The following is a 22,761-nucleotide window of genomic DNA, read 5'->3' as shown; positions in this document are numbered from 1 at the left end:
ATAAAGTTATCCACATGGATGTGGATAACTAAATGGGGTTAAATAACAGTCTGTGATCCGAGTTATCCACAGGGTGTTATCAAGCAATTCTCTTTTCGTAGAAATTTAAGTTATAAACAGAAACTTGTGGATAACTATTATTTTTATATCAACGTTTATTAAACATATCCACAGATTTCCACAAGGCTGTGGATAACTATATAAACACCCTGTGAGCGAAAAAAATTGCTGCGAAAAAGCCTGTTGATAAGTCGAAATCGTTTAAAAAGTTATCCACAAAGTATAGACAAGCTAACGCTCTGTTTGTGGATAAAATTTTGGATTTTATTTTAAATTATTTCCTAATAGGTGGTTTGATTTATTCTGTAGGTATGATATTATGTTAAGGTAATTGTTTAAACGACATAAACTGATTTATCGAAAATTAAAAAATAGATATAAAAATTCAGTATGTGTATTTTCGTTCAGGAGGTGGACCATAATGAAACGAACATATCAACCTAAGAAACGCCATCGTCAACGCGTTCACGGTTTCCGCAAGCGCATGAGCACAAGCAACGGCCGTAAAGTTTTAGCACGTAGACGTCAAAAAGGTAGAAAAGTATTATCTGCATAATAAGGCCACTGATCCCAGTGGTCTTTTATTTTTTAAATTTTTAGAGACAATAGAAGCTTTTTTACATATAATGTTTGTTAGTGATATATATATAGGTTGTGGAGAGAAATAATGCGAAAGTCGTATCGAATCAAAAAAGAACTTGAGTTTCAAAAGGTCTTTGAAACTCGTAATTCATTTGCAAATAAAAAATTTGTCGTTTACGTGATGGACAAACCAGAACAACCTCACTTTAGGGTTGGAATTTCCGTTGGGAAAAAAATCGGTAATGCGGTAATGCGTAATTATACAAAACGTCGAATTCGTCAAAGCATTTTGGAATTCAAGCCTCTTTTACGTCAAGACGTCGATTTTTTAGTTATAGCACGTCCACAAGCTTCTGGACTACCAATGAATGAAGTTAAACAACAATTGGAACATGTTTTTAAGCTAGCAGGGTTGTTTGCTTCAAAACAAAGTGAGGAAGAATAGTGAAACATTTAAAACGAAATATGGCGTTGCTCAGTGTGGCAGCCCTATCCTTCATATTAACTGCGTGTAGCACAGCGCCCATCACCAGTCACAGTACTGGGATTTGGGACGGAGTGATTGTTTACAATTTCTCGAGATTCATCATCTACTTATCCAAGTTGTTTGGTGGCAATTATGGTTGGGGTATTATTGTTTTCACCATAATAATTCGAATTATCATCTTACCATTGATGATTTATCAAACTAGAACAACGATGAAAACAGCTGAACTTCAACCCAAGTTAAAACAGTTACAGCAAAAATATTCATCACGAGATGCTGAAAGTCAGCAAAAACTTCGTGAAGAACAGCAAAAGCTTTATGCTGAAGCTGGGGTAAATCCGATGGCTGGATGTTTGCCATTGATCATCCAATTACCAGTTATGTATGCTTTGTATGCGGCGGTTAGCCGGACCCAAGTGTTAAAAGAGGGTACTTTCTTATGGCTACAATTGAGTGATAAGGATCCTTACTTTATTTTACCCATCTTAGCCGCCTTGTTCACATTTATGAGTACTTGGTTGTCGATGAAGTCACAACCCGCTGGATCACAAAATGGAATGACATCGGCCATGACGTTTGGTATGCCACTAGTAATTTTGATTACTGCTTTAAACTTCCCAGCAGCGATCACATTGTACTGGGTAGTAACTAACCTATTCCAAGTTGGTCAAACACTTATAATTCAGAATCCGTTCAAGATCCAAAAAGAACGTGAAGAAAAAATTCAAACTGAAAAGGCAAAGCGTAAAGCAATTGAAAAAGCTAAACGCCGAGCAATGAAGAGTAAACGAAAATAATTTATGAAAGCAATCGCAACTGTTTCGCAGGGGTGATTGCTTTTTTGATGGACTAAATGCAGGTTGATTTAAGTAACGTGATGATGGAGTGATATGATGCCCATAGAGCTGGATTAGATTAATGAGAATAAAAAATTGACAAATCCGTCTTTAAATTTTATGATGTAGTTCGTATAAAGTGAATATGATGAAGTAGTGAAAGTGCTTTGTCCACCCTATATCCAAGTGGCTAACTGGATTATGGGTGGAACTGCGCTTTTTTTATTGGAAAAAGAAAGGATAACATTATGCAAACTGTTTCAACTGAATTTGACACAATTGCAGCAATTTCAACTCCACCTGGGGAAGGCGGAATTTCAATTATTCGAATTAGCGGAGTGGATGCACTTAAAACTGCCAGCCAGATTTATCGTGGCAAAGATTTGAATAAGGTGAATAGCCATACCATTAATTATGGTCATATTATTGATCCAGAAAATGGAAATGAAGTAGATGAAGTAATGGTGTCTGTAATGCGTGCGCCACATACATACACCAAGGAAGATATCGTCGAAATTAATTGTCATGGTGGGATTGTCGCAACTAACCGAATTTTACAGATTATTTTAGGGTTAGATGCGAGATTGGCTAAACCGGGTGAATTTACTGAACGAGCTTTTTTGAACGGACGAATCGATTTGTCTCAAGCAGAAGCCGTAATGGATTTAATTCGTGCTAAAACTGATCAATCGATGAAAGTGGCGCTTGATCAGTTAGATGGAAATTTATCCCATTTAATTACTAATTTACGTCAAAATATCTTAGATGTTTTAGCACAAGTTGAAGTTAACATTGATTATCCAGAATATGACGATGTCGAAACAATGACAGCTCGGTTACTTAAAGAAAAAGCAATTGAAGTTAAAGCGAAGATTCAACAATTACTTTCAACTGCTAAACAAGGTAAAGTGCTCCGTGATGGGCTGGCTACCGCCATTATTGGGCATCCCAATGTCGGTAAATCTAGTATTCTAAATCATCTTTTACATGAAGATAAGGCCATCGTCACGGATGTTGCTGGTACAACTCGTGATGTAATTGAAGAATATGTTAATGTTCAAGGGGTCCCACTTAAGTTGGTTGACACAGCTGGTATTCATGAAACAGAAGATAAAGTTGAAAAAATTGGAGTGGATCGAAGCCGCAAAGCTCTTTCACAAGCCGATTTAGTTATCTTGGTTTTAGATAGTAGTGTCCCACTGCGCGATGAGGATCGGGAGCTGCTAAGAGAAACCAATCATATGCAGCGGATCGTCGTGCTTAATAAATCAGATTTAGAAGTAAAAATTAACTTAAATGAACTTCAAGAATATGTAGATGATAAAGAAATTATCAAATCATCAGCCGTTTCACCTTTAGGAACCAAAGACCTTGAGGATCGTATTGCAGCAATGTTCTTTGCTGGAAGCATTGAAAATACCTCTAATAATATTATGGTAACTAACGCTCGTCATATTGGATTGTTGAAGCAAGCTGATACAGCTTTAGATGCCGTTCTTGAAGGGATTGAAACAGGAATGCCAGTTGATTTAGTTCAAATCGATATGACACGTACTTGGGATTTATTGGGTGAAATTACTGGTGATAGTTACCAAGACGAATTATTAGATCAGTTATTTAGTCAATTTTGTTTAGGAAAATAAATTTGGAGTTGAAAAATATGTCTGAAGTAAAACAATATGAAGGTCGCGAGTATGACGTAATTGTAGTAGGAGCTGGACATGCTGGCTCGGAAGCGGCGCTCGCTGCCGCTCGAATGGGTAATAAAACCCTCTTAATGACCATTAATCTCGACATGGTGGCATTTATGCCATGTAACCCTTCCATTGGTGGTCCAGCCAAAGGAATTGTTGTCCGAGAAATTGATGCATTAGGCGGCGAAATGGGTCGCAATATTGATAAAACTTATGTTCAAATGCGGATGTTAAATACCGGAAAAGGCCCAGCGGTGCGCGCGCTGCGCGCGCAGGCTGATAAGCATGCTTATCATGCTGAGATGAAAAAGACCATCGAAGCTGAACCTAATTTGACTTTGCGTCAAGGAATTGTAGATGACTTAATTGTTGAAGATGGGGTCTGCAAGGGAGTTATTACTAACACCGGCGCCCGTTATCAAGCTAAAAGTGTTGTTCTAACATTAGGGACAGCTGCTCGCGGTAAAATTATCATTGGTGAACTTCAATATTCATCCGGTCCTAACAATTCTCAAGCTGCGCTAGAGTTAACCAAAAACTTGACCGAAAAATATCACTTTGACTTAGAGCGCTTCAAGACGGGGACACCTCCTCGAGTTGATGGCGGAACTATCAACTACGATGAAACCGAAGAACAACCCGGTGATGAAGTTCCTAATCATTTTAGTTTCCAAACACCAGATAGTAAGTACATTGAACTTAAAAACCAATTATCTTGCTGGTTGACTTACACAAATGAAAAAACTCATGAAATCATTCGCGAGAATTTAGATCGAGCTCCCATGTTTTCAGGAATGATTGAAGGTGTCGGACCTCGTTACTGCCCTTCAATCGAAGATAAGATTGTTCGTTTTGCGGACAAGAGTCGTCACCAGTTGTTCCTTGAACCAGAAGGCCGTAAAACTGACGAATGGTATGTCCAAGGACTTTCAACTTCAATGCCTGAAGAAGTGCAGCAACAAATTTTGCATTCCATTAAGGGGCTAGAAGAAGCTGAAATGATGCGTCCCGGATATGCGATCGAATACGATGTGGTAGCACCTTATCAATTGAAGAACACTTTGGAAACTAAACTAGTAAAGAATTTATATACTGCTGGTCAAACTAACGGAACATCAGGATATGAAGAAGCTGCTGGTCAAGGTCTAATTGCAGGGATTAATGCTGGCCGTCGGGCCCTAGGTAAGGAGCCTTTAACGCTGAAACGTAGTGATGCTTACATCGGTGTAATGATCGATGATTTGGTAACTAAGGGTACTAAAGAGCCTTATCGTTTGTTGACCAGTCGTGCAGAATATCGTTTAATTTTACGTCATGATAATGCTGATTTACGCTTAACAGAAGTGGGACATAACTTAGGTTTGGTTAGTGACGAAGAATATAATGCATTCCTTGAAAAGAAACAAGATATTAAGGATGAACTACAACGTCTGTCAGAAATTCGAATTAAACCTAGTCAAGTTCAAAAATTCCTAGAGTCAAAGGGTTCTAACGGCTTAAAAGATGGGGTTTTAGCATCAGAATTTCTACGGCGTCCGGAAGTTAACTATAGTGACTTATTGAAGTTCATTGATGCTCCAGAAAAAGATTTAGATCGTCGAGTAATTGAACAGGTCGAAATCGAAACTAAATATGCTGGATATATTAAAAAGGCTCAAGATCGGGTGGATCGTTTGAAGCGGATGGAAGAAAAGGCTATCCCAGATCGGATTGATTATGAAGCTATTAATGGATTGGCCACTGAAGGTCGCCAAAAACTCGAAAAAATCCGTCCAACTACCATTGCACAGGCTTCACGGATTAGCGGGGTAACACCAGCTGACATTGCAATTTTGAGTGTTTATATCCAACAAGGAAAAATCGCAAAAATCGCAGAATAACAAAAATTAGCCCCTTGAAAAATTCAAGGAGCTTTTTTTGTTTCACAAAAAAGAATGTTTCACGTGAAACTGAAAAAAATTAATGTTAGTTCTGCTAAAATAGGCAGTAAAAAAGGAGAATGGCATGAAGATAATTATTGCACCAGCTAAGAAGATGCAAGTAGATACAGATTCCTTTGACGCGACGACGATGCCAGTATATTTGAAGCAAACCCAGAAGATTCTGACGATGATGAAACAACTTACGTACTCAGATCTTAAAATGTTATGGAAGTGTAGCGATAAACTTGCTCAATTGAATTATGAGCGTCTGCAAGGTTTAGATTTAAAATATCAGCTAACGCCAGCAATTATGGCTTACGTCGGAATTCAATATCAATATATGGCTCCAGACTTAATGACGGAAAAGCAGTTGGCTTATATACAGGAACATTTAAGAATTCTATCTGGGTTTTACGGAGTGCTACGTCCATTTGATGGGATTGTCCCATATCGACTAGAAATGCAAGCGAAGTTAAAAATAGACAACTATAATAACTTATGCCAATTTTGGGGAGCTAAGCTTTATCAAAATTTATATAAAGATAATCGAGCCGTCGTTAATTTAGCGTCTAAAGAATATGAAAAAGCCGTACGTCCGTTTCTTCAAGAAGACGATAAAATGACTACTTGTATTTTTGGAGAAATTATCGATGGAAAGGTAAAGCAAAAAGCAACTCCGGCCAAAGAAGCTCGAGGAGAAATGGTTAATTTTATGGCGCTTAACCAAGTTAAAAATACCAAAGAACTGAAGAGCTTTGATCGTTTAAACTATGCTTACCGAGCCGATTTATCAAGTGCTGATAAAATGGTGTTTATCAAAAATGAACTTCACAAATAATGACTTAAACAAATTTTGAACTTAAATTGAAGGTGGGTGAATACCCATAGATTGGCAAATATAACAGTTATATTGCAAAAGTATATAAAAATATCAAGTTTTCATTTCAAAAGTAAAATTTCTAAGACAAGTAACTAAGTTTGGGCTACAATAAGATTCATTAAGAGACTAAAGTGTTTGGAGGAAGATCGATGCGTTTTTTGAGAGATTGGATTTTACCAATCGTAATTGGATTATTAGTTGCACTGCTAGTTAAAACATTCCTGTTTCAATTTGTTAAGGTAGATGGCTCTTCAATGCAACCTAACCTACAAGATAGTGAACGAGTATTAGTTTGGAAACCAATGGAAGTTAAGCGGATGAGTGTAATTGTTTTTGATGCTCATGGAGAAGATCCGGCAGCTACTGAACCCGTAGATTATGTTAAGCGGGTCATCGGTGTTCCTGGGGACACAATTAGTTATAAAGATGGAAAGTTGTATGTTAATGATAAGTTAGTTCCTCAAAAATTTATTGATGAAGAACAACGCACAACGGGGACTGGAAACTGGACCTTAGCTTCAATTGCCAACAAATATGGCTGGGCTAAGAGTCCTAAAAAGGTACCCAAGGATTCGTACTTTGTGTTAGGAGATCATCGAAGTGTTTCTAACGATAGTCGATACTGGGGATTTGTTAAGAAGTCTAAAGTAATGGGTGTTGTGAAGGTTCCATTTTGGAGTAAAAATGATCAAGCTAAGAAAAATATCAATAAGTTAGCAACCGATTAAGCTAAGAAAGCTGTGAGATAGTCGCAGCTTTTTTTGTTTGTTTTTATGAAGGTAAGCGCTAAAATTAAATTAACGTACCAGCTAGTAAAAGAGATTGGTAACTTGGAACTTAATCGTGGAGGAATGAAAAATGAAGCGTGATCCGAATTGTGTTTTTTGCCAGAAAACAAAGGAAGATTATATTGTTGAAAATAAATTAGCAGCGTCATTTTTAGATTTTTATCCAGTTAGTAAGGGACATACTTTAATCGTACCTAAACGGCATGTCCGTCAATTGTGGGAATTAAATGAAGAGGAAAGACACGCAATTTTTACATTGGTCGAAAAAAATAAGGCGATCTTAGACCAAAAATACCAACCGGATGGATATAATGTGGTAGTAAATTCAGGTGCGGCGGCAGGCCAGAGTGTTTTTCACTGTCATATCCATCTCATACCACGCTACTGGAATGAAGATCCAAAGCGTAAACCAGTTCCGGGCCAATTCTTAGTACCTCCGGAGCGTCCTCAATTCAAGGGGATGGATTAGAAAATAAATTAGAAAGCATTCGGTACTTTATAAAGTATCGAATGCTTTATTATTTTAAGAAATAAAAAAACGTCTCACCAGGGGGGAGAGACGCATATACAGGTAATAGGTAACTGGTCGTTAGACCTTTCATTCACCTTATGGGGGGAGTAAATGAAAAAGTTATCTATAGTGTCACTATAAAAAGAAATTGTGAAGAAAGTGTGAATTTTTGATTGCTGAGAAATTACAGTTTATCGGGTTTAATGTAATATTTCAAAACGGGTAAAATTTAGTCCTAAAAAAAGGCTAAAATAAAAAAGTTCTTTCATTTTTAAATCTACATAGTATCATGAATCCATACGAGTATAATGGGGGATTTAGATGTTTCAAATTATAAAAGATATTATATATATTATTCTTATTCTAAATATTATTGGTGCCGTTTATACAGTTTTTAGACAACGTCGAGATATAGCTGCTACTTGGGCCTGGTTATTGGTCTTATTTTTCTTGCCTGGTGTAGGCTTTGTGATATACGCCTTTGTGGGACGAAAGCTACCAGAAAACAAATTATTTCCGCTGAAAAGTAAGACTCGCCTTCAATTGGATCAAGTTATGGAGCATCAGCGTCGAGAGCTAAAAAAGAATGAGTTTACTGCTGCCGATCAAGTTGTTAAAGATTCAGAACGAATGGTCCAATTCTTTACTAAAACGGATTATTCTTTTTTAAATCGAAGAAATGAAGTTCAAATCATCACAGATGGAAATGAACTTTTTGATGATATTTTTGCTGAAATTAAAAAAGCGAAAAAGCATATTCACGTTGAATTTTATACAATTTATGATGATCAAATTGGCAATCAGTTACGCGAGCTATTGGAAGAAAAAGCACGTGAAGGTGTTGAAGTTAAGGTGCTATGGGATTCATGGGGATCGCTAGGTACCAAAAGAAGTTTCTTCAAGAAATTGAATGAACTAGGCGGAGAAGCGTATCCATTTCTAGGTACACGTTCAGCTTTAACTGACTTTCGATTGAACTTCAGGGATCACCGTAAAATTGTCGTGATTGATGGTAAGATTGGTTATGTTGGTGGTTTTAATGTGGGAGATCAATATTTAGGCCGTAAGAAGAAATTTGGTTATTGGCGAGATACCCATTTGAAAATCATCGGTTCTGGAGTTTACGGACTTCAATCAAGATTTATCCTGGATTGGAATGCTACAGACCGTAAAAAACAAATTGTCGAAGAGTTTAAAGCTGGATCAGTTTATTTCCCAGTCGCTGAAGTTAAAGGCAATACCAGTCTTCAAATCGTTAGTAATGGGCCAGATTCAGATATTGAAAAAATTAAAATGGGTTATTTGAAAATGATTCATAAAGCCAGAGAATCGGTTTGGATTCAATCACCATATTTAATTCCAGATGATAGTGTCTTGGACGCATTGCGCTTAGCAGCAACATCGGGAGTAGATGTTCGAGTAATGATTCCATGTATGCCTGATCACGCGTTTGTCTATCGTGCAACCCAATATTATGCTTGGCAATGTGCTAAGTGGGGAATTAAAGTTTATTACTACAACAATGGTTTCATCCATGCTAAAACGATGGTAGTGGATGGAAAAATATCTACAGTGGGTTCTGCGAATATGGATTTCCGTAGTTTCAAACTTAATTTTGAAGTTAACGCCTTTATGTATGATGAAAATATTGCAAAACAACTGCAGGAAATTTATGAAGAAGATATCAAACATTCTAGTCTCCAAACCGTAGCCATGTTTAATAAACAATCCACATGGCTGAAGTTCAAACAAACCTTTTCACGTTTGCTTTCACCAATTTTGTAAGTAAAAAGAGTTGACGTTATTTTTAACCCGTGATAATCTTGTAAAAAATCAATTAAAGCATTTTAACTTTCACATTAAGTAGTGCATAATCTGGGTGTCAGAAAGTCGGTGGTTGCTGCGAACCGATCAGGGTTATGTTGTCGAAATACCGTGGAATAGTTTAATTTAACGGAAAATAACTAGAACCGTTATCAATCTAGTGAGTGAAGAGGTCTTTTTGGGTTCTCTTAAGCTGGGTGGTACCACGGTCTCCATATCGTCCCTGTTGCATTTATGATGCAGCAGGGACATTTTTTTGGTCAAAATAAGGGGGACTTGGAATGAAAAAGGTTAGTATTTTAGAAACTAGCACGGTATTGGTTTTAATGTTAGTGATAATGGGGCTAGGAGTAATTAAATTTAAATTATCTCCTCAAACGCCAGTATTGTTAGTTTTAGGTTTAATAACGATGTGGGCTAAGCTACGAGGTTTTGAATGGGAAGATATCAATCAAGGAATTAAAAATGGAATTGAAACGGGGATTATCCCCATCTTTATTTTTATTTTAGTTGGGGCACTAATTAGTGTCTGGATTGCAGCCGGTATTATTCCGACGTTAATGGTAATTGGTTTTAAGTTGATAAATGTAGCATGGTTTGTTCCTTCGGTATTTATCGTCTGTTCACTAGTCGGTACCGCTGTGGGTTCAGCATTTACGGTAATGTCAACGGTGGGAATAGCATTTTTTGGTATGGGAGTCACCATGGGAGTCAATCCGGCCCTCGTAGCTGGAGCAATTATTTCTGGGGCAATTTTTGGTGATAAGTGTTCGCCCCTTTCTGAATCAACTAATTTGTCGGCCGCAGTAGTAGACGCAGACCTATTTGATCATATTAAAAATCTAATGTGGTCAACAGTTCCAGCATTTGTGGGAGCTTTGATTTTATTTACGATAATGGGGATGGGCGAAGCTAAAAGTGCAGACATGAGTAAGATTAACCAAACCGTGGCTATTTTAGAACAGCACTTCAACGTCAACTTCTGGGTTATTATTCCAATTGCTTTAATGTTTATCTGCGCTTGGATGAGAGTACCTGCCGTTCCAACTCTATTTATTAATATCGGGGTTTCTGTAATATTTGTTTTTATCGGCAATCCTCAGATTACAGTAACAAAAATTGCCTCAATTATTGAAAATGGATTTATTTCAAAGACTGGTAATATAGACGTTGATCAGCTATTAACTCGAGGTGGGATTGCTAGCATGATGGGGACCGTAGCTTTGATTGTTGTCACATTATCTTTGGGTGGTATTTTAGTACACTTAGGCTTAATTGAACAAATCATGGCACCAATCGCGCAACGTTTAAATAGCGATGGGAAACTAATCTTAGCGGTAATTGCTAGTGCAATTGGAGTGAATTTATTCATCGGTGAACAATTCCTATCTGTCATCTTACCTGGGAAAGCATTTAAACCAACTTTTGAACGCTCAGGGCTAGCAAACGTCACACTAAGTCGTGCACTTGAAGATGGTGGAACAGTAATTAATTACATTGTGCCATGGGGGGTAGCAGGTACTTTCGCGGCCAATACTTTTCATGTAGCAACTTTAAGTTACCTACCATTCGTATTCTTTAGCTTGTTGTCTCCAGTATTCTCAATTTTAAGTGGTTTTACAGGAATCGGAATCAAACATCGAAATTAAAAAACAGGTTACAAGAGGAGAATATTACTCCGATTGTAACCTGTTTTGAGGTTCAGTAAACCAAGCGACTAAATGGTCACTAATTGCTTTTGATCCTTCTACGTTAGGATGAACTTCATCATTTGTTTCAATTACCCAATCTAAAGTTGGAATAAGTTCGATTTTTAAGGCTTTAGCGACGTTCTTGATGACGTGGGAATGTGCCTGATTAAAAGGTGTAATTATAATAATTCTGGCATGAGGGAATTGCTTTTTAACTTCATTTATAAACCAAACAAAGTACATTTCAAAAACGTCATCCTCATAGCGAGCATCATTAGTCCCAAGATTAATTAAAACCAAATCAGGATTAATCCGAGGAGCTTTAACGCTAAAATTGACATATTTTACAAACTTACCAGCTGGGGGAACTCCTCCCGTTCCGTAACGGATTATACCGGCAGCACTATAGGCAATACGATAATCTTCCCAATCTAAAGCGCGGGATAATTGAGCAGCATAGTTAAGGTCGGCTCCATAACCGATAGAAGGTGCTTTACTACGAACCCAACAGCCAGCGGTGATAGAATCACCAATAAAAGCAACGAGTGGTCCAGCTGGTTTAATAGCCGCTAGGGTGCCTGAAGCAATCGTGATATCTTTAATGGTAAGTCCGTCATTACCTAACCAAATCTCATCTTGGTCAGTATTGCCTGTAAAATAAATCCGAACAATATGAGACTGATTTGAACTTAATTTAAAGTCATTTTTAGACCGAGTGAGTGGGGTTAAATGTAATTCATCATCGATATAAATGCTTAGAGTTTGAGGAGCAGAAAGAGGATTAATTACCGCTTCTAAAGTGAAATAATCAGCATTTTGAACTTCAAACAAAATTTGAGCGCCTAGATTAGTGGTATACATTGCTGGCTTGCTTTCAACGGTCTGAGTTGTCCAACGCCCCATAAAATAGACGTTAGGAATGCACCCATTAGCCGAGGTAGGGATGATTTGATTCATAGTAAGCCTCCGATTTAAGTTAACCAGGATTATACATACATTCTATTTCATGATCATTAATTAATCCAATGGCTTGCATAAATGAGTACGCTGTTACGGGACCCACAAACTTAAATCCACGTTTTTTTAAGTCAGCCGAAATTATTTCAGAGAGCGGGGTTTTGGCGTGAATTTCCTCAGGAATTCGAATATGGTCGTTAATCTGACGGTTATTTACAAATTTCCAAATATATTCATCAAAACTACCGAATTCAAGCTGAACTTCAATAAAGGCCTTAGCATTAGAAATAGTAGCCGCTAATTTACCTCGATGATGTAAAATTTCGGGAGTTTCCATTAATCGATCAATATCGGCTTCAGTCATGGCTGCTACTACGTGAACTTCAAAGTTATGAAAGCCTTTTTTAAAGGCCGCACGCTTATTAATAATTGTATTCCAGCTTAAACCAGCCTGATAACCCTCTAAACAGAGCATCTCAAACATGTAACGATCGTCATGGGAGATTTGCCCCCATTCTTTAGCATGGTATTCTTGCATGAGTTCAGAAGCATTTTGAGCCCATGTACAGATAAAATTATTGTTCATTTTGCATTCTCCAATTCTAAATAAAAATGCTTTTAACTCCCTTTGAAAGGGTAATTAAAAACATTAGTTTAATTAATTCAATTTTAGCACATCTTACATATCCCGATCGTAGCCATTAAATAACAAATTAAGAACGACAGCAGTGATACTAGCAATCACGATGCCGTTGGTAAGTAGCATTTTAATAGTAGCGGGAAGGGCTTGGTAAAGTTGAGGATAAATGGTTGAGCCAAGTCCCATACCAACTGATAGCGAAACGATTAGAATGTTTTTAGTCTGGTTGAAGTTGACTTGTTGTAAGATACGGACCCCTTGAACCCCGACAATTCCGAACATTACCAACATAGCTCCCCCGAGGACGCTGGTCGGCACAATGGTGGCAGTGGCACCAGCCTTAGGAAGTAACCCTAAAACAATAAGGAAACCAGCTGCATAATATAAAGGTTTACGGCTTTTAACGCCTGAAAGCTGGAGAACACCTACATTTTCCGAAAAAGTTGAGTAGGGAAATGTATTAAAGATCCCTCCAAGGATGGCTGCAATTCCTTCTGAACGGTATCCACGTTTTAAATCGTCTTGGGTAATTTCTTTACCTACCAGATCACCTAATGCGAAAAAGACCCCTGTCGATTCAATCATTGTAGTTAAAGTAACCATAATCATGGTTAGAATAGCGGAAAGATTAAAGGTAGGAACTCCAAAATAGAAAGGTTGAGGAATTCGAAACCAACTAGCTTCAGCAATGGGCGATAACGAAACCATGCCCATAAAACTAGCAAGGATGGTGCCGATTAAAATACCAATTAAGATGGCGATAGAACGGAAAAAACCGCGAGCCCACACATTAATACCTACAATAATCAAAACGGTGATTAAGCCTACTAATAGATTACGGGGATCTCCAAAACTTTTAGCAGCAACATTTCCACCGCCAATATCTTGAAAGGCCACAGGAATTAAAGTAAAGCCAATTACGGTAATAATTGAGCCGGTTACGATTGGTGGGAAAAGTCCTTTAATTTTAGAGAAAAGTCCACCAACTAGAAATACAAAGACACCAGAAGCGATAATTGCTCCGTACATGGCGGTGACCCCTAGAGTCCCTCCGATTTGCTGGAGGGGTTGGACGGCTTGCACGGCGCAACCTAAAACGACTGGGAGACCAATCCCAGTTAGAGGAGTGCGTTTAATTTGTAAGAGCGTAGCGATACCACACATGAAAATATCAACAGAGACTAAATAAGTCATTTGAGCGGCTGTAAAATGTAAAAAACCACCGATTAAAAGAGGAACAATAACATCGCCAGAGTACATGGCTAAAAGGTGTTGAAAGCCTAAAATAGCAGCTTTTCCTTCAGTTAATTGTGGTTTAATTTCAGTTACAGGAACTTCGGTGTAACTTGATTCAGTTGTTTTCATGAATTCTCATCCTCGTTTTCATAATTTTCAAATCAATATGAAATCGAGCCTATAAAACTAAAAAAGCTCAAGACAAAAAGTCTCAAGCCATCATAATACATAAGAGTTAGTTTTCCTATAGTCCAACATTTACGGCGTTGGGTAGAAACTGTCAACCAGATTAAGACATTATATAGGCTAAGTTTTATTTGATTGTGACTGAAATTTTAACATATAAAAATTAATGAAACAACCATTCTCAAACTAGAATAGTTATTGTCGAAAAAATTGGAGAAAGAAACAAACAGATTTATAATGTAAAAAAGACTATTTTTAGGAGAAATCAATGAACATATTAGCAATTGGAACAGAACGAGTTATTTCCAAAAAAGTTTTAGAAGAATTAAAACAAAAATCAGATTTTTCAGTAATTATATGTACGCCAAAGCAAGTTAAAAACATTGCGGCGATTAATTATGATGTAATGTATGTTGATATGCTTCACCTCGGAATGGATGAAGAATTTGAAGGAATTATTGATCAAATTGAGGCTGGTGAAATTAAAGCGAACAAAATTATTTTTCTAGCAACGGCTGGCATGGATAAAGAAATCAATCCAAACTGGATTGAAGTTCAAGATTTGAAAGAACTACTATTAGAAGTCAAATATGTGGCTAAATTAGTGGATGAGACTGAGCTTCCATATACAATTTTACGACCAGTTGAAGTTAGTGATGAAGTTCAGAATGTAGCTTTAAATATAATTCCTGAAGGAGAAAAGATTAGCGTAGATAGAGTTAGTGAAGCTAACTTAAGAACGGTGATTATTGATGCAATTACGACCAATAATTATATTAATCAGTCGATTGGAATTTCTAATAAAGGATAGGAGAAAATATGCCACTTCAATTTATGTATGGACCAGCAAGTATTGACCATTTAGAAGGTATTGCCGACAGGGTAATTGAACTTCAGCAACAGAACGTCGGTCAGCCAGTATATTATTTGGTTCCTAATCACATCAAGTTTCAATCCGAAATACAATTACTTCAAAAGTTGCGACAGAGAAGAGATGTTAAGAGTCATATTTTTGCAGAAAAGGATGTTCAAATTCTTTCAATTAGCCGATTAGCCTGGTTTTTCTTACGAAATAGCAGTATTTACCAATATCCTCGCGTAACGAGCTCGAGTTCTAATATGCTGTTATATAGAGTGATTTTAGAACATCAAGATGAATTAACCTTGTTTCATAATATAGATGCTCAGTTGGGGCTGGTACAGAAGATTGCAACGCAGTTAGCTGAATTCAAGCAAGGGAATGTAGGGCCCGACGAATTAGGTCGAGTTGCGGAAAATATTGCCGAAAACAGCGATGCAGGGATGGATATTAAGGCTAAATTACATGATCTAGGCATAATTTATAGTGCTTATGAAGAAGAAATTCAAAGCCGTTTCATTGATGCTAGTGATATTACGCATACTTTAACAGATGAATTATCTAAAATGGATCTGAGTGGTCAGAGTTTTATAATTAGTGGCTTTTCAAATTTTACTGCTGAAGAAATGAGCCTAATTCAAGCCTTAATGAAGGCCAATGGAAATGTCGTTATTGATTTAATAATGGATAAATTTCCGCTTTATGAAAAAGTTTCAGAAAACAGTTTGTTTTTTGAAAACGAAAAAATAATTTTCAAGTTTAATGCGTGGGCTCATGAAAACAAGGTGAAATCGCTAGAACCAGTTCGTTTACACCGAGTTAGAGTTAATTCTGATCTTTTAAAATTAGAAAAATATTGGATCGAATCAAGTGAAGGTCAAGTAGGAGGTTCTAAACAAGAAAATAACGCATGTGTTACGATTTTCCAAGCGAATAGTCGTTATGCAGAAGTAGAACATGTGGCGACTTTAATACGCCAAAAAATGGCTAAAGATCCAAGTTTAAAATTTTCAGATTTTTCAGTTTTAACCCGACATTTGAGTGACTATTCAACGATTATTAAGCCAATATTTGATCAAATGGAGCTTCCGATCTTTTATGATCTTCAAATTGCAATGAAAGATCATCCATTACTAGAATTGATTAACGCTTTGTTTGATATTAGAGCACATCATTTTCGTTATGAAGATGTAATGCGTCTATTAAAAACGGGTCTGTTATTTCCAGAAACTGAGGATGACCCGCACGGGATGGACTTCTTCAAGAGTGTGCATATTACTGAAAATTACGTTTTAAAACAAGGAATCTATGGAGACCGATGGCTTCAGAAAAAAGATTGGAAATATAGTCGTTTTAACGATATTGACGAAGAGAAGCAAACGGATGAAGAAATCGAAATTAATCAGCGAATTAATACGGTAAAAAATTATGTAGCGGAAACAGTTGTGCCATTTTTTAATCAACTTTCTACTGCAACCACTGGTGTGGAAGCAGCCAAGGCCTTGTATGACTTTTTAATTAAAAATGGAATTGATCAATGCTTACTTGCTTGGCGAGACCAATGGATTGAGGAAGGGCGTTTGGCGAAAGCTGCTGAGCCCGAACAAACTTGGGAAACTTTTATCCAGATGCTCGATGAATTTGTCGATATTCTAGGAGATCAGCCATTTGACCCAGATAATTTTATGGGTCTTTTAAATGCGGGATTTGAAGGGGCAACCTATTCGCAAATCCCATCTACACTAGATCAAATTCTAGTTTCAGAAAGTGGAATGGTCCAGATGGTTGACCGTAAAATTGTATTTATCATCGGAGCTACTGATCGAGTAATGCCGGAACAAATTCAAGATAATGATTTTTTGAATCAAGATGGTAAAAATCAAATAGATCCGTTCTTAGATGATGATCAATTTTTGAGAATTAGTAATGATCGACAGATGCGCCAAGAACCATACCTTAATTATCTAACGTTTATGATTGGTTCAGATGAGTTAATTTTCTCTTATCCAAAAAGTGGAAATGATGGCGTAGAATTAAAAATCTCGCCTTACGTAGAACGGATTGGTAAACATTTTGGGATTATCGCCCAATCATTACCAAGTCGACCTACAACTGAGCCGGTTCGACTGGATCCACCATTTATCGAGCTATTTATTGGTTCCAATCGAAGTACATTGAGTCATTTAATTCAGTATGCGAGAGCCATGCATGAAGCTAAAAGTGAAGCAGACCCACGCTGGAATCTAATTTATACAATTTTGAGACAGAGTACATTGGGTTCTTTAACAGATCAGTTACTAAGCAGTCTGGAATATAAAAATATCCCCGAAAAATTGAAACCAGAAATTGTGGAAGGTCTTTACGGCGATACAATTTATGCTTCAGTATCGAAGCTAGAAGAGTTTTATCGAAATGAATATTCATACTTTTTAAAATATGGGTTGAAGTTACAAGAACGGGAAACATCGGATTTGAGCCCCGCTGATACAGGGCAATATTTCCATGCAGCAATGGATAAACTAATTAAAATGATTACTACTGAGAATCTGAACTTCAATGAAGTTAATCAAGAACAGATTGAACAAATTGCGAAAAGATTAGTTCAACAAATGGAGCAAGATCAACAATTTGACCAGTTTAATGGAACTTATCGGATGGGATTTTTGCGAAAACAGCTAGATCGAACGGTGCAAGCGATGGTCGAAGCAATCTTTAAACAACTGGCTCGCACACGAATGCGTCCGATTGCATCGGAACAATTATTTGGTCAGATTGGTTCGCAATCTGGATTGCCAGCATTGAACTTTAAGGTTGGAGAAGGCAAGGAAATTAACGTACGCGGTAAAATTGACCGTATTGATAAGATTGAAATTGGCGATAAGGACTATTTAGGAATTGTCGATTACAAATCTAGTAACCGTAAATTTGATTTCACAGATGCTTACTATGGGTTAGCGATGCAAATGTTAATGTACTTGGATGTAGTTCAGCGTAATAAAGAAAAGATTGACCCAGCTACAAAAGCAGAAATTTCGAGCGCATTATATATGATTTTCCAGTACCCGCTTCTAAAATCAAAAGAGTGGAAGGGCAGCGATGCTAACCAACTTAACCAAAGCATATTCAAAAAATTCTCACTAAATGGATTTTTATTGAAAGATGAGGAATTAATAAAGGAAATTGATAAGACGATTGAAGACACCAGAAAGTCCGATGTATTTCCAATTGCATTTACTACTAAGGGAACTTTAACGAAGGTTAGTGAAAATAGTATCTTAAGCGAAGATGAACTTCAAAATTTGATTAAACATGCAGAATTGAAGGTACGTGAAGCTGGAGAAAAGATTTTCAAGGGTGAGCTAGATATGAATCCGGTACAGTGGCCTAATCGAAGAACAGTGATGGAATATTCTCCTTATAAAGATGTCATGCAATTCGATGCGATGTTACCTGAGAATAATTATCGAATAATTGAAAAGTTAGATAAAGATAAAGTACTGGAACAGATTCGGGAGGAACAGGAAAAGAATGGCAGATAGAGAGTATACCTTAAGTCAGAAGCAAGCAATTAATAGTTCCGGCCACAACATTTTAGTCTCTGCTTCGGCAGGATCGGGTAAAACCTCCGTTTTGGTGGAACGTGTAATCCAAAAAATTATTAATGGTGAAGATGTTGATCGTCTATTAGTAGTAACGTTTACGGAAGCTGCTGCCAGTGAAATGAAGGAACGTATTCGAGCAGCGATTGTGAAGAAGATTAATGAAGTGAGTGATATTGAACTTCAAAATCATTTTTCAATGCAGCTCAATAAGTTGAATAACGCGAATATCAGTACACTTCATGCATTTTGTATGTCGATAATTAGAAACTATTATTACATCATTGATCTAGATCCCACGTTTAGAATTATGGATCCAACAGAAAGCGAGTTATTGAAAGAAAGTGTCTGGGCGGATCTCCGGGAAGAATTATACGAGAGGGATGAGGATGGTAAATTTGCGCTCCTCACGCGTAATTTTTCAAGCGATCGTTCGGATGAGGGGCTGCAAGATTTAATTTTAGAATTATTTGAGTTTTCGAATGCTAATCCAGACCCTCAAGCTTGGTTACAGCAGATTGCTAAAAATTACGAAGTTCCATCTGATAATGTTATGGATATGGAGTTTATCCAACAGCTTTTAACAGAAGTAAAAACAAAGTTGATGAGAATTTATCGCAAAGACCTAGATCTTACAGAACAAGCAATCAATGGTGGAGAACCTTTAAAAAATGCAGCTGAAAAATTTCAAAATGAAGTTGATGATTTAAAAACTATTATCGACAGCTTAAATGGTAGCTGGGATGATGTACAACAAGCCGTTAGCAAGATGAAGTTCGCGCAACTACCACGAGGTAAAAAAGAAGAAGTCCAAGAATTTAATGCATACGCTAAATCAATTCGAAATGACTTTAAAGATGAGTTTAATACAATTGCGGATAAATACTTTAAATTATCTAGTGAGCAAATGATTGCGGTCTTCAAGGATGCTCACGATTTAATGATGAAGTTAATTGAAGTACAAAACCAATTTGCGGAACGCTTTTTACAGGAAAAACTAACCCGCCGTTCTTTAGATTTTAGTGACTTAGAACATTTTGCGTTACAAATTGTTTTAGATGATTCTGAAGAAGGTCAAGCAATCAGACGCGACTTCCAACAAAAATTTAATGAAGTCATTGTTGATGAATACCAAGATATTAATCCGCTTCAGGAAACGATTCTGACGTCAGTTGCCAGTCCAGACCCAGGAAATATGTTCATGGTGGGGGATGTAAAACAGTCTATTTACGCATTCCGAATGGCCGATCCTAGTTTGTTTATTAGTAAAAATAATCAGTTTAAAGATGAAGAACAAGCAGATGAACGGATTATTTTAGCAGAAAACTTCCGTTCGATGCGAAATGTCGATGATTTTACTAACTTAATTTTTAACCAAGTAATGGATACTGAAGTAGGAGAAATTGAGTACGATGATGATGCACAATTGCAATTTGGTGCAAAATACTACCCAGATGAAGTTCAGAATAACACCGAGGTAATGATTTATGACGACAGCCAAACAGATATAAATGATAAAGAAGCTACTCCAATTATCTCAAACAAAAATGACGGTCAGTTACAGATGATTGCTCAACGTATTCAAAAACTATTTGCGGATCATACTCAGATTTATGATAAAAAAGAACAAAAAATGCGGGACTTAGAATATAGCGATATTGCTCTGCTACACTCAACGGGTAGTAATAACCTTGAGATTGTTGATACATTTAAGAAATATGGAATTCCCATTCAAGTTAATAATGCCCAGGATTATTTCCAAACCACAGAAGTTTCAATCATGATGGCGTTATTGAAAATAATTGATAATCCCTATCAAGATATCCCATTGGCAGCAGTTTTAAGGTCGCCAATGGTGGGGCTGAAGGAAAATGAACTAGCCTTTTTACGAATTGGAAAGAAAAATGGGCATTACTTTGAGGCACTACTTTATTTCTTGAATGAGGCCAAGCTAGATTCTAATAATGAGTTCCAAATGCAGTTAAAAACAAAAATAACTCACTTTTTAGAGCAGTTAGATCATTTTAGTAAATTAGCCCGTCAATCAACTTTGGTGGACCTCTTATGGGCAATTTATGATGAGACAGGTTATCTAGATTATGTTGGTGGAATGCCCGATGGGCCACAGCGCCAAAATAATCTACATGCTTTGTACGATCGGGCGAAAGGGTATGAGGAGTCTAGTTTTAAGGGACTCTTCCAATTTGTTCGATTTGTTGAAAAAATGCGAGATAAGAATAAGGATTTAGCTGAAAATCCAGTAGTTACTGATGTCAAAGCTGTGAAATTAATGACGATTCACGGAAGTAAAGGGCTAGAATTTCCAATTGTATTCCTAATTGATGCCGAACATGGATTCAATACCATGGATGAGAAAGGACGTTACGTTCTTGATCGAGACGCAGGAATGGGAATCACATTGAAGGACTTTATTCATCGGTTAGAGATTGATACAGTCCAAAAGAATTGGATTATTTCAATTAAGAAGCAAAAGGCGTTGGCCGAAAAATTGAGGGTACTCTACGTGGCCTTGACGCGCGCAGAACAAAAGCTAATTATCACTGGAGCAGTTAATTCTGCGGATGACACCTTGAACAAGTGGGCCGAAGCGGTAGACACGGACGAGACGTTGATTCCTGCGGAAGCTAGATCTAAAGTAAGTAACTTTTTAGATTGGATTGGAATGGCAATTATGCGAGTACCTTCTGTGGTTGAAAAATACGCAGATTACAATACCCGAAAATTGCAAGGTACACTAATTCCGGATGTAGAATTGAAGATTATTAATAGCAGTGAGTTAATGGATCAGCAAGGATTAACAGCTTTAAAGTCAGCGCAGATACCTGAGTTACAGCAGTTAAACGCTTTTGATGATATAGCTGATGTTGATAAGTTTAAACAAATTATGAACTTCAAATACCATGATGAAGCCGCAACGACGACAACCGCCTATCAGTCAGTATCTGAAATTAAGCGAGTTTTTGACGATCCTGATAAATTCGAATTGAATTTTAGTGAGGTCGATGCAGATCAACACATTAAACCACAAAATCGGTTTGTAACGGAAAGTTTAATGGCTCCGCGTTTTATGAATGAAGCGACAAAGCCTAAGGCAGCTGAAATAGGGACCGCAACGCATTTAATTTTGCAACAATTAGATTTGAATCAACCGATTAATGAAACAATTATTAAAGATAAAATTGGTGAGTTAGTAATGAACCGAGTGTTGGATGAACAAGTTGCTAACCGGATTCGTATTTCAACAATATTAGACTTTTTTGATAGTGATTTAGGACAGCTAATGATCAACCATCCAGAAAATGTACATCGGGAAGAAGCTTTTTCGCTATTACTACCGGCTAAGGGACTTTTCCCTAAAGTTAAAGGTGATGACGATGTGTTAATTCATGGTATTATCGATGCATATTTCGAAATGGAAGATCGAGTTATCTTATTAGACTACAAGACCGATTTTGTTCTTCCGGGGAGCGTCGAACAAGGTATAGAAAAAGTAATTAATCGATACCAAGGGCAGGTCAATTTATACGCGCAAGCCTTAGGGAGCATTTTGAAACGACCAGTTAATGAAAAATATCTTTATTTGTTATCGATTGGACGACTAGTAGAAATTCAATAAAAAAAGCTGCAACTAATCTAATATGGCAAAATTAGTTGCAGTTTTTTTGCGAAAAAGTGTTTTAAGAGACCACTAGATTAAGAGATGGGGAATAATCCTGAAGCGCGTTTTAACTACAGATGAACTTCGGAGCAAAAAAATGTGGATAACTGTGGATAACTTTGTTAATAACTAAAAAAGTACGAAACTATTTATACACAAAAGTTATTAAATAAACCTTAAGGCCTGTCGAAAAGTTATCCACAGGCAGTGTTGATAACTGTGGATAAAAAAGTTTATAATAATTTTATATTGATAAAAACGCTTATTTGTAGGCGATGTAAGCGTGTGGAATGAAACAAAAATTAAGTTGAATAATTGTGGATAACTAAA

At 37.0% G+C, this 22,761-nt stretch carries 16 protein-coding genes and 1 riboswitch; of the genes, 13 read left to right on the top strand and 3 right to left on the bottom strand.

Annotated elements, in window-relative coordinates:
• Positions 1 to 481: 481 nt before the first annotated feature.
• The 10 genes from rpmH (at position 482) to nhaC (ending at position 11,233) form a co-directional block, all read left to right on the top strand.
• Positions 482 to 616 (top strand): 50S ribosomal protein L34, encoded by a 135-nt coding sequence (gene rpmH, locus PEPE_RS08980; RefSeq protein WP_002829327.1) that lies wholly within the window; start codon positions 482 to 484, stop codon positions 614 to 616.
• A gap of 111 nt (positions 617 to 727) precedes the next feature.
• Positions 728 to 1,087 (top strand): ribonuclease P protein component, encoded by a 360-nt coding sequence (gene rnpA / locus PEPE_RS08975; RefSeq protein ID WP_002833858.1) that lies wholly within the window; start codon positions 728 to 730, stop codon positions 1,085 to 1,087.
• Positions 1,087 to 1,926: a membrane protein insertase YidC gene (gene yidC, locus PEPE_RS08970; RefSeq protein WP_002833857.1), complete on the top strand. Its 840-nt coding sequence runs from the start codon at positions 1,087 to 1,089 to the stop codon at positions 1,924 to 1,926. The genes rnpA and yidC overlap by 1 nt, the downstream gene beginning before the upstream one ends.
• Positions 1,927 to 2,213: 287 nt before the next feature.
• Positions 2,214 to 3,608 (top strand): tRNA uridine-5-carboxymethylaminomethyl(34) synthesis GTPase MnmE, encoded by a 1,395-nt coding sequence (mnmE, locus tag PEPE_RS08965; RefSeq protein WP_011673925.1) that lies wholly within the window; start codon positions 2,214 to 2,216, stop codon positions 3,606 to 3,608.
• Positions 3,609 to 3,625: 17 nt separating this feature from the next.
• Positions 3,626 to 5,539, top strand: a complete 1,914-nt coding sequence (gene mnmG, locus PEPE_RS08960) for a tRNA uridine-5-carboxymethylaminomethyl(34) synthesis enzyme MnmG (protein ID WP_011673924.1) — start codon at positions 3,626 to 3,628, stop codon at positions 5,537 to 5,539.
• Positions 5,540 to 5,663: 124 nt separating this feature from the next.
• Positions 5,664 to 6,419, top strand: a complete 756-nt coding sequence (gene yaaA / locus PEPE_RS08955) for a peroxide stress protein YaaA (RefSeq protein WP_011673923.1) — start codon at positions 5,664 to 5,666, stop codon at positions 6,417 to 6,419.
• 191 nt (positions 6,420 to 6,610) lie between these two features.
• A complete protein-coding gene (lepB, locus tag PEPE_RS08950) occupies positions 6,611 to 7,189 on the top strand; it encodes a signal peptidase I (protein WP_002833853.1) in 579 nt (192 codons plus the stop codon).
• Between the two features lie 130 nt (positions 7,190 to 7,319).
• Complete coding sequence (locus tag PEPE_RS08945; protein ID WP_011673922.1) at positions 7,320 to 7,718, top strand: HIT family protein; 399 nt, start codon at positions 7,320 to 7,322, stop codon at positions 7,716 to 7,718.
• A 363-nt stretch (positions 7,719 to 8,081) separates the two neighbouring features.
• The gene (cls, locus tag PEPE_RS08940) at positions 8,082 to 9,545 is read left to right on the top strand and encodes a cardiolipin synthase (protein WP_002833851.1); all 1,464 of its coding nucleotides are present in this window, start codon (positions 8,082 to 8,084) and stop codon (positions 9,543 to 9,545) included.
• 320 nt (positions 9,546 to 9,865) lie between these two features.
• Entirely contained in the window at positions 9,866 to 11,233 is a 1,368-nt protein-coding gene (nhaC, locus tag PEPE_RS08935) for a Na+/H+ antiporter NhaC (protein WP_002833850.1), read from the top strand.
• Between the two features lie 24 nt (positions 11,234 to 11,257).
• On the opposite strand, the gene PEPE_RS08930 is transcribed toward nhaC, so the two are convergent.
• From PEPE_RS08930 to PEPE_RS08920, 3 genes are all read right to left on the bottom strand, one after another.
• Positions 11,258 to 12,232, bottom strand: a complete 975-nt coding sequence (locus PEPE_RS08930; RefSeq protein WP_011673921.1) for an SGNH/GDSL hydrolase family protein — start codon at positions 12,230 to 12,232, stop codon at positions 11,258 to 11,260.
• Between the two features lie 19 nt (positions 12,233 to 12,251).
• Positions 12,252 to 12,818 (bottom strand): DNA-3-methyladenine glycosylase I, encoded by a 567-nt coding sequence (locus tag PEPE_RS08925; RefSeq protein ID WP_002833848.1) that lies wholly within the window; start codon positions 12,816 to 12,818, stop codon positions 12,252 to 12,254.
• A gap of 93 nt (positions 12,819 to 12,911) precedes the next feature.
• Positions 12,912 to 14,237: a nucleobase:cation symporter-2 family protein gene (locus PEPE_RS08920; RefSeq protein ID WP_011673920.1), complete on the bottom strand. Its 1,326-nt coding sequence runs from the start codon at positions 14,235 to 14,237 to the stop codon at positions 12,912 to 12,914.
• 98 nt (positions 14,238 to 14,335) lie between these two features.
• Positions 14,336 to 14,433: riboswitch (purine riboswitch) on the bottom strand.
• 129 nt (positions 14,434 to 14,562) lie between these two features.
• On the opposite strand from PEPE_RS08920, the gene PEPE_RS08915 reads away from it, so the two are divergent.
• From PEPE_RS08915 to addA, 3 genes are read left to right on the top strand one after another with little or no spacing between them, the layout of a single operon-like run.
• Entirely contained in the window at positions 14,563 to 15,105 is a 543-nt protein-coding gene (locus PEPE_RS08915; protein WP_002833846.1) for an NAD(P)H-binding protein, read from the top strand.
• An 8-nt stretch (positions 15,106 to 15,113) separates the two neighbouring features.
• A complete protein-coding gene (locus tag PEPE_RS08910; protein WP_011673919.1) occupies positions 15,114 to 18,692 on the top strand; it encodes a PD-(D/E)XK nuclease family protein in 3,579 nt (1,192 codons plus the stop codon).
• Positions 18,682 to 22,389: a helicase-exonuclease AddAB subunit AddA gene (gene addA / locus PEPE_RS08905; RefSeq protein ID WP_011673918.1), complete on the top strand. Its 3,708-nt coding sequence runs from the start codon at positions 18,682 to 18,684 to the stop codon at positions 22,387 to 22,389. The genes PEPE_RS08910 and addA overlap by 11 nt, the downstream gene beginning before the upstream one ends.
• The last annotated feature ends 372 nt before the right edge of the window (positions 22,390 to 22,761 follow it).

It is taken from the genome of Pediococcus pentosaceus ATCC 25745, from assembly GCF_000014505.1.
In the GTDB taxonomy this organism is placed as follows: Bacteria; Bacillota; Bacilli; order Lactobacillales; family Lactobacillaceae; genus Pediococcus; species Pediococcus pentosaceus.
The sequence above is the reverse complement of the archived record's forward strand: the minus strand, read 5'-3'. Positions and strand labels throughout refer to the sequence as shown.

Coding starts and splice junctions, on each gene's coding strand:
- rpmH (WP_002829327.1), top strand. CDS start 482: ATGAAACGAACATATCAACCTAAGAAACGCCATCGTCAACGCGTTCAC.
- rnpA (WP_002833858.1), top strand. CDS start 728: ATGCGAAAGTCGTATCGAATCAAAAAAGAACTTGAGTTTCAAAAGGTC.
- mnmE (WP_011673925.1), top strand. CDS start 2,214: ATGCAAACTGTTTCAACTGAATTTGACACAATTGCAGCAATTTCAACT.
- mnmG (WP_011673924.1), top strand. CDS start 3,626: ATGTCTGAAGTAAAACAATATGAAGGTCGCGAGTATGACGTAATTGTA.
- yaaA (WP_011673923.1), top strand. CDS start 5,664: ATGAAGATAATTATTGCACCAGCTAAGAAGATGCAAGTAGATACAGAT.
- lepB (WP_002833853.1), top strand. CDS start 6,611: ATGCGTTTTTTGAGAGATTGGATTTTACCAATCGTAATTGGATTATTA.
- PEPE_RS08945 (WP_011673922.1), top strand. CDS start 7,320: ATGAAGCGTGATCCGAATTGTGTTTTTTGCCAGAAAACAAAGGAAGAT.
- cls (WP_002833851.1), top strand. CDS start 8,082: ATGTTTCAAATTATAAAAGATATTATATATATTATTCTTATTCTAAAT.
- nhaC (WP_002833850.1), top strand. CDS start 9,866: ATGAAAAAGGTTAGTATTTTAGAAACTAGCACGGTATTGGTTTTAATG.
- PEPE_RS08930 (WP_011673921.1), bottom strand. CDS start 12,232: ATGAATCAAATCATCCCTACCTCGGCTAATGGGTGCATTCCTAACGTC.
- PEPE_RS08925 (WP_002833848.1), bottom strand. CDS start 12,818: ATGAACAATAATTTTATCTGTACATGGGCTCAAAATGCTTCTGAACTC.
- PEPE_RS08920 (WP_011673920.1), bottom strand. CDS start 14,237: ATGAAAACAACTGAATCAAGTTACACCGAAGTTCCTGTAACTGAAATT.
- PEPE_RS08915 (WP_002833846.1), top strand. CDS start 14,563: ATGAACATATTAGCAATTGGAACAGAACGAGTTATTTCCAAAAAAGTT.
- PEPE_RS08910 (WP_011673919.1), top strand. CDS start 15,114: ATGCCACTTCAATTTATGTATGGACCAGCAAGTATTGACCATTTAGAA.
- addA (WP_011673918.1), top strand. CDS start 18,682: ATGGCAGATAGAGAGTATACCTTAAGTCAGAAGCAAGCAATTAATAGT.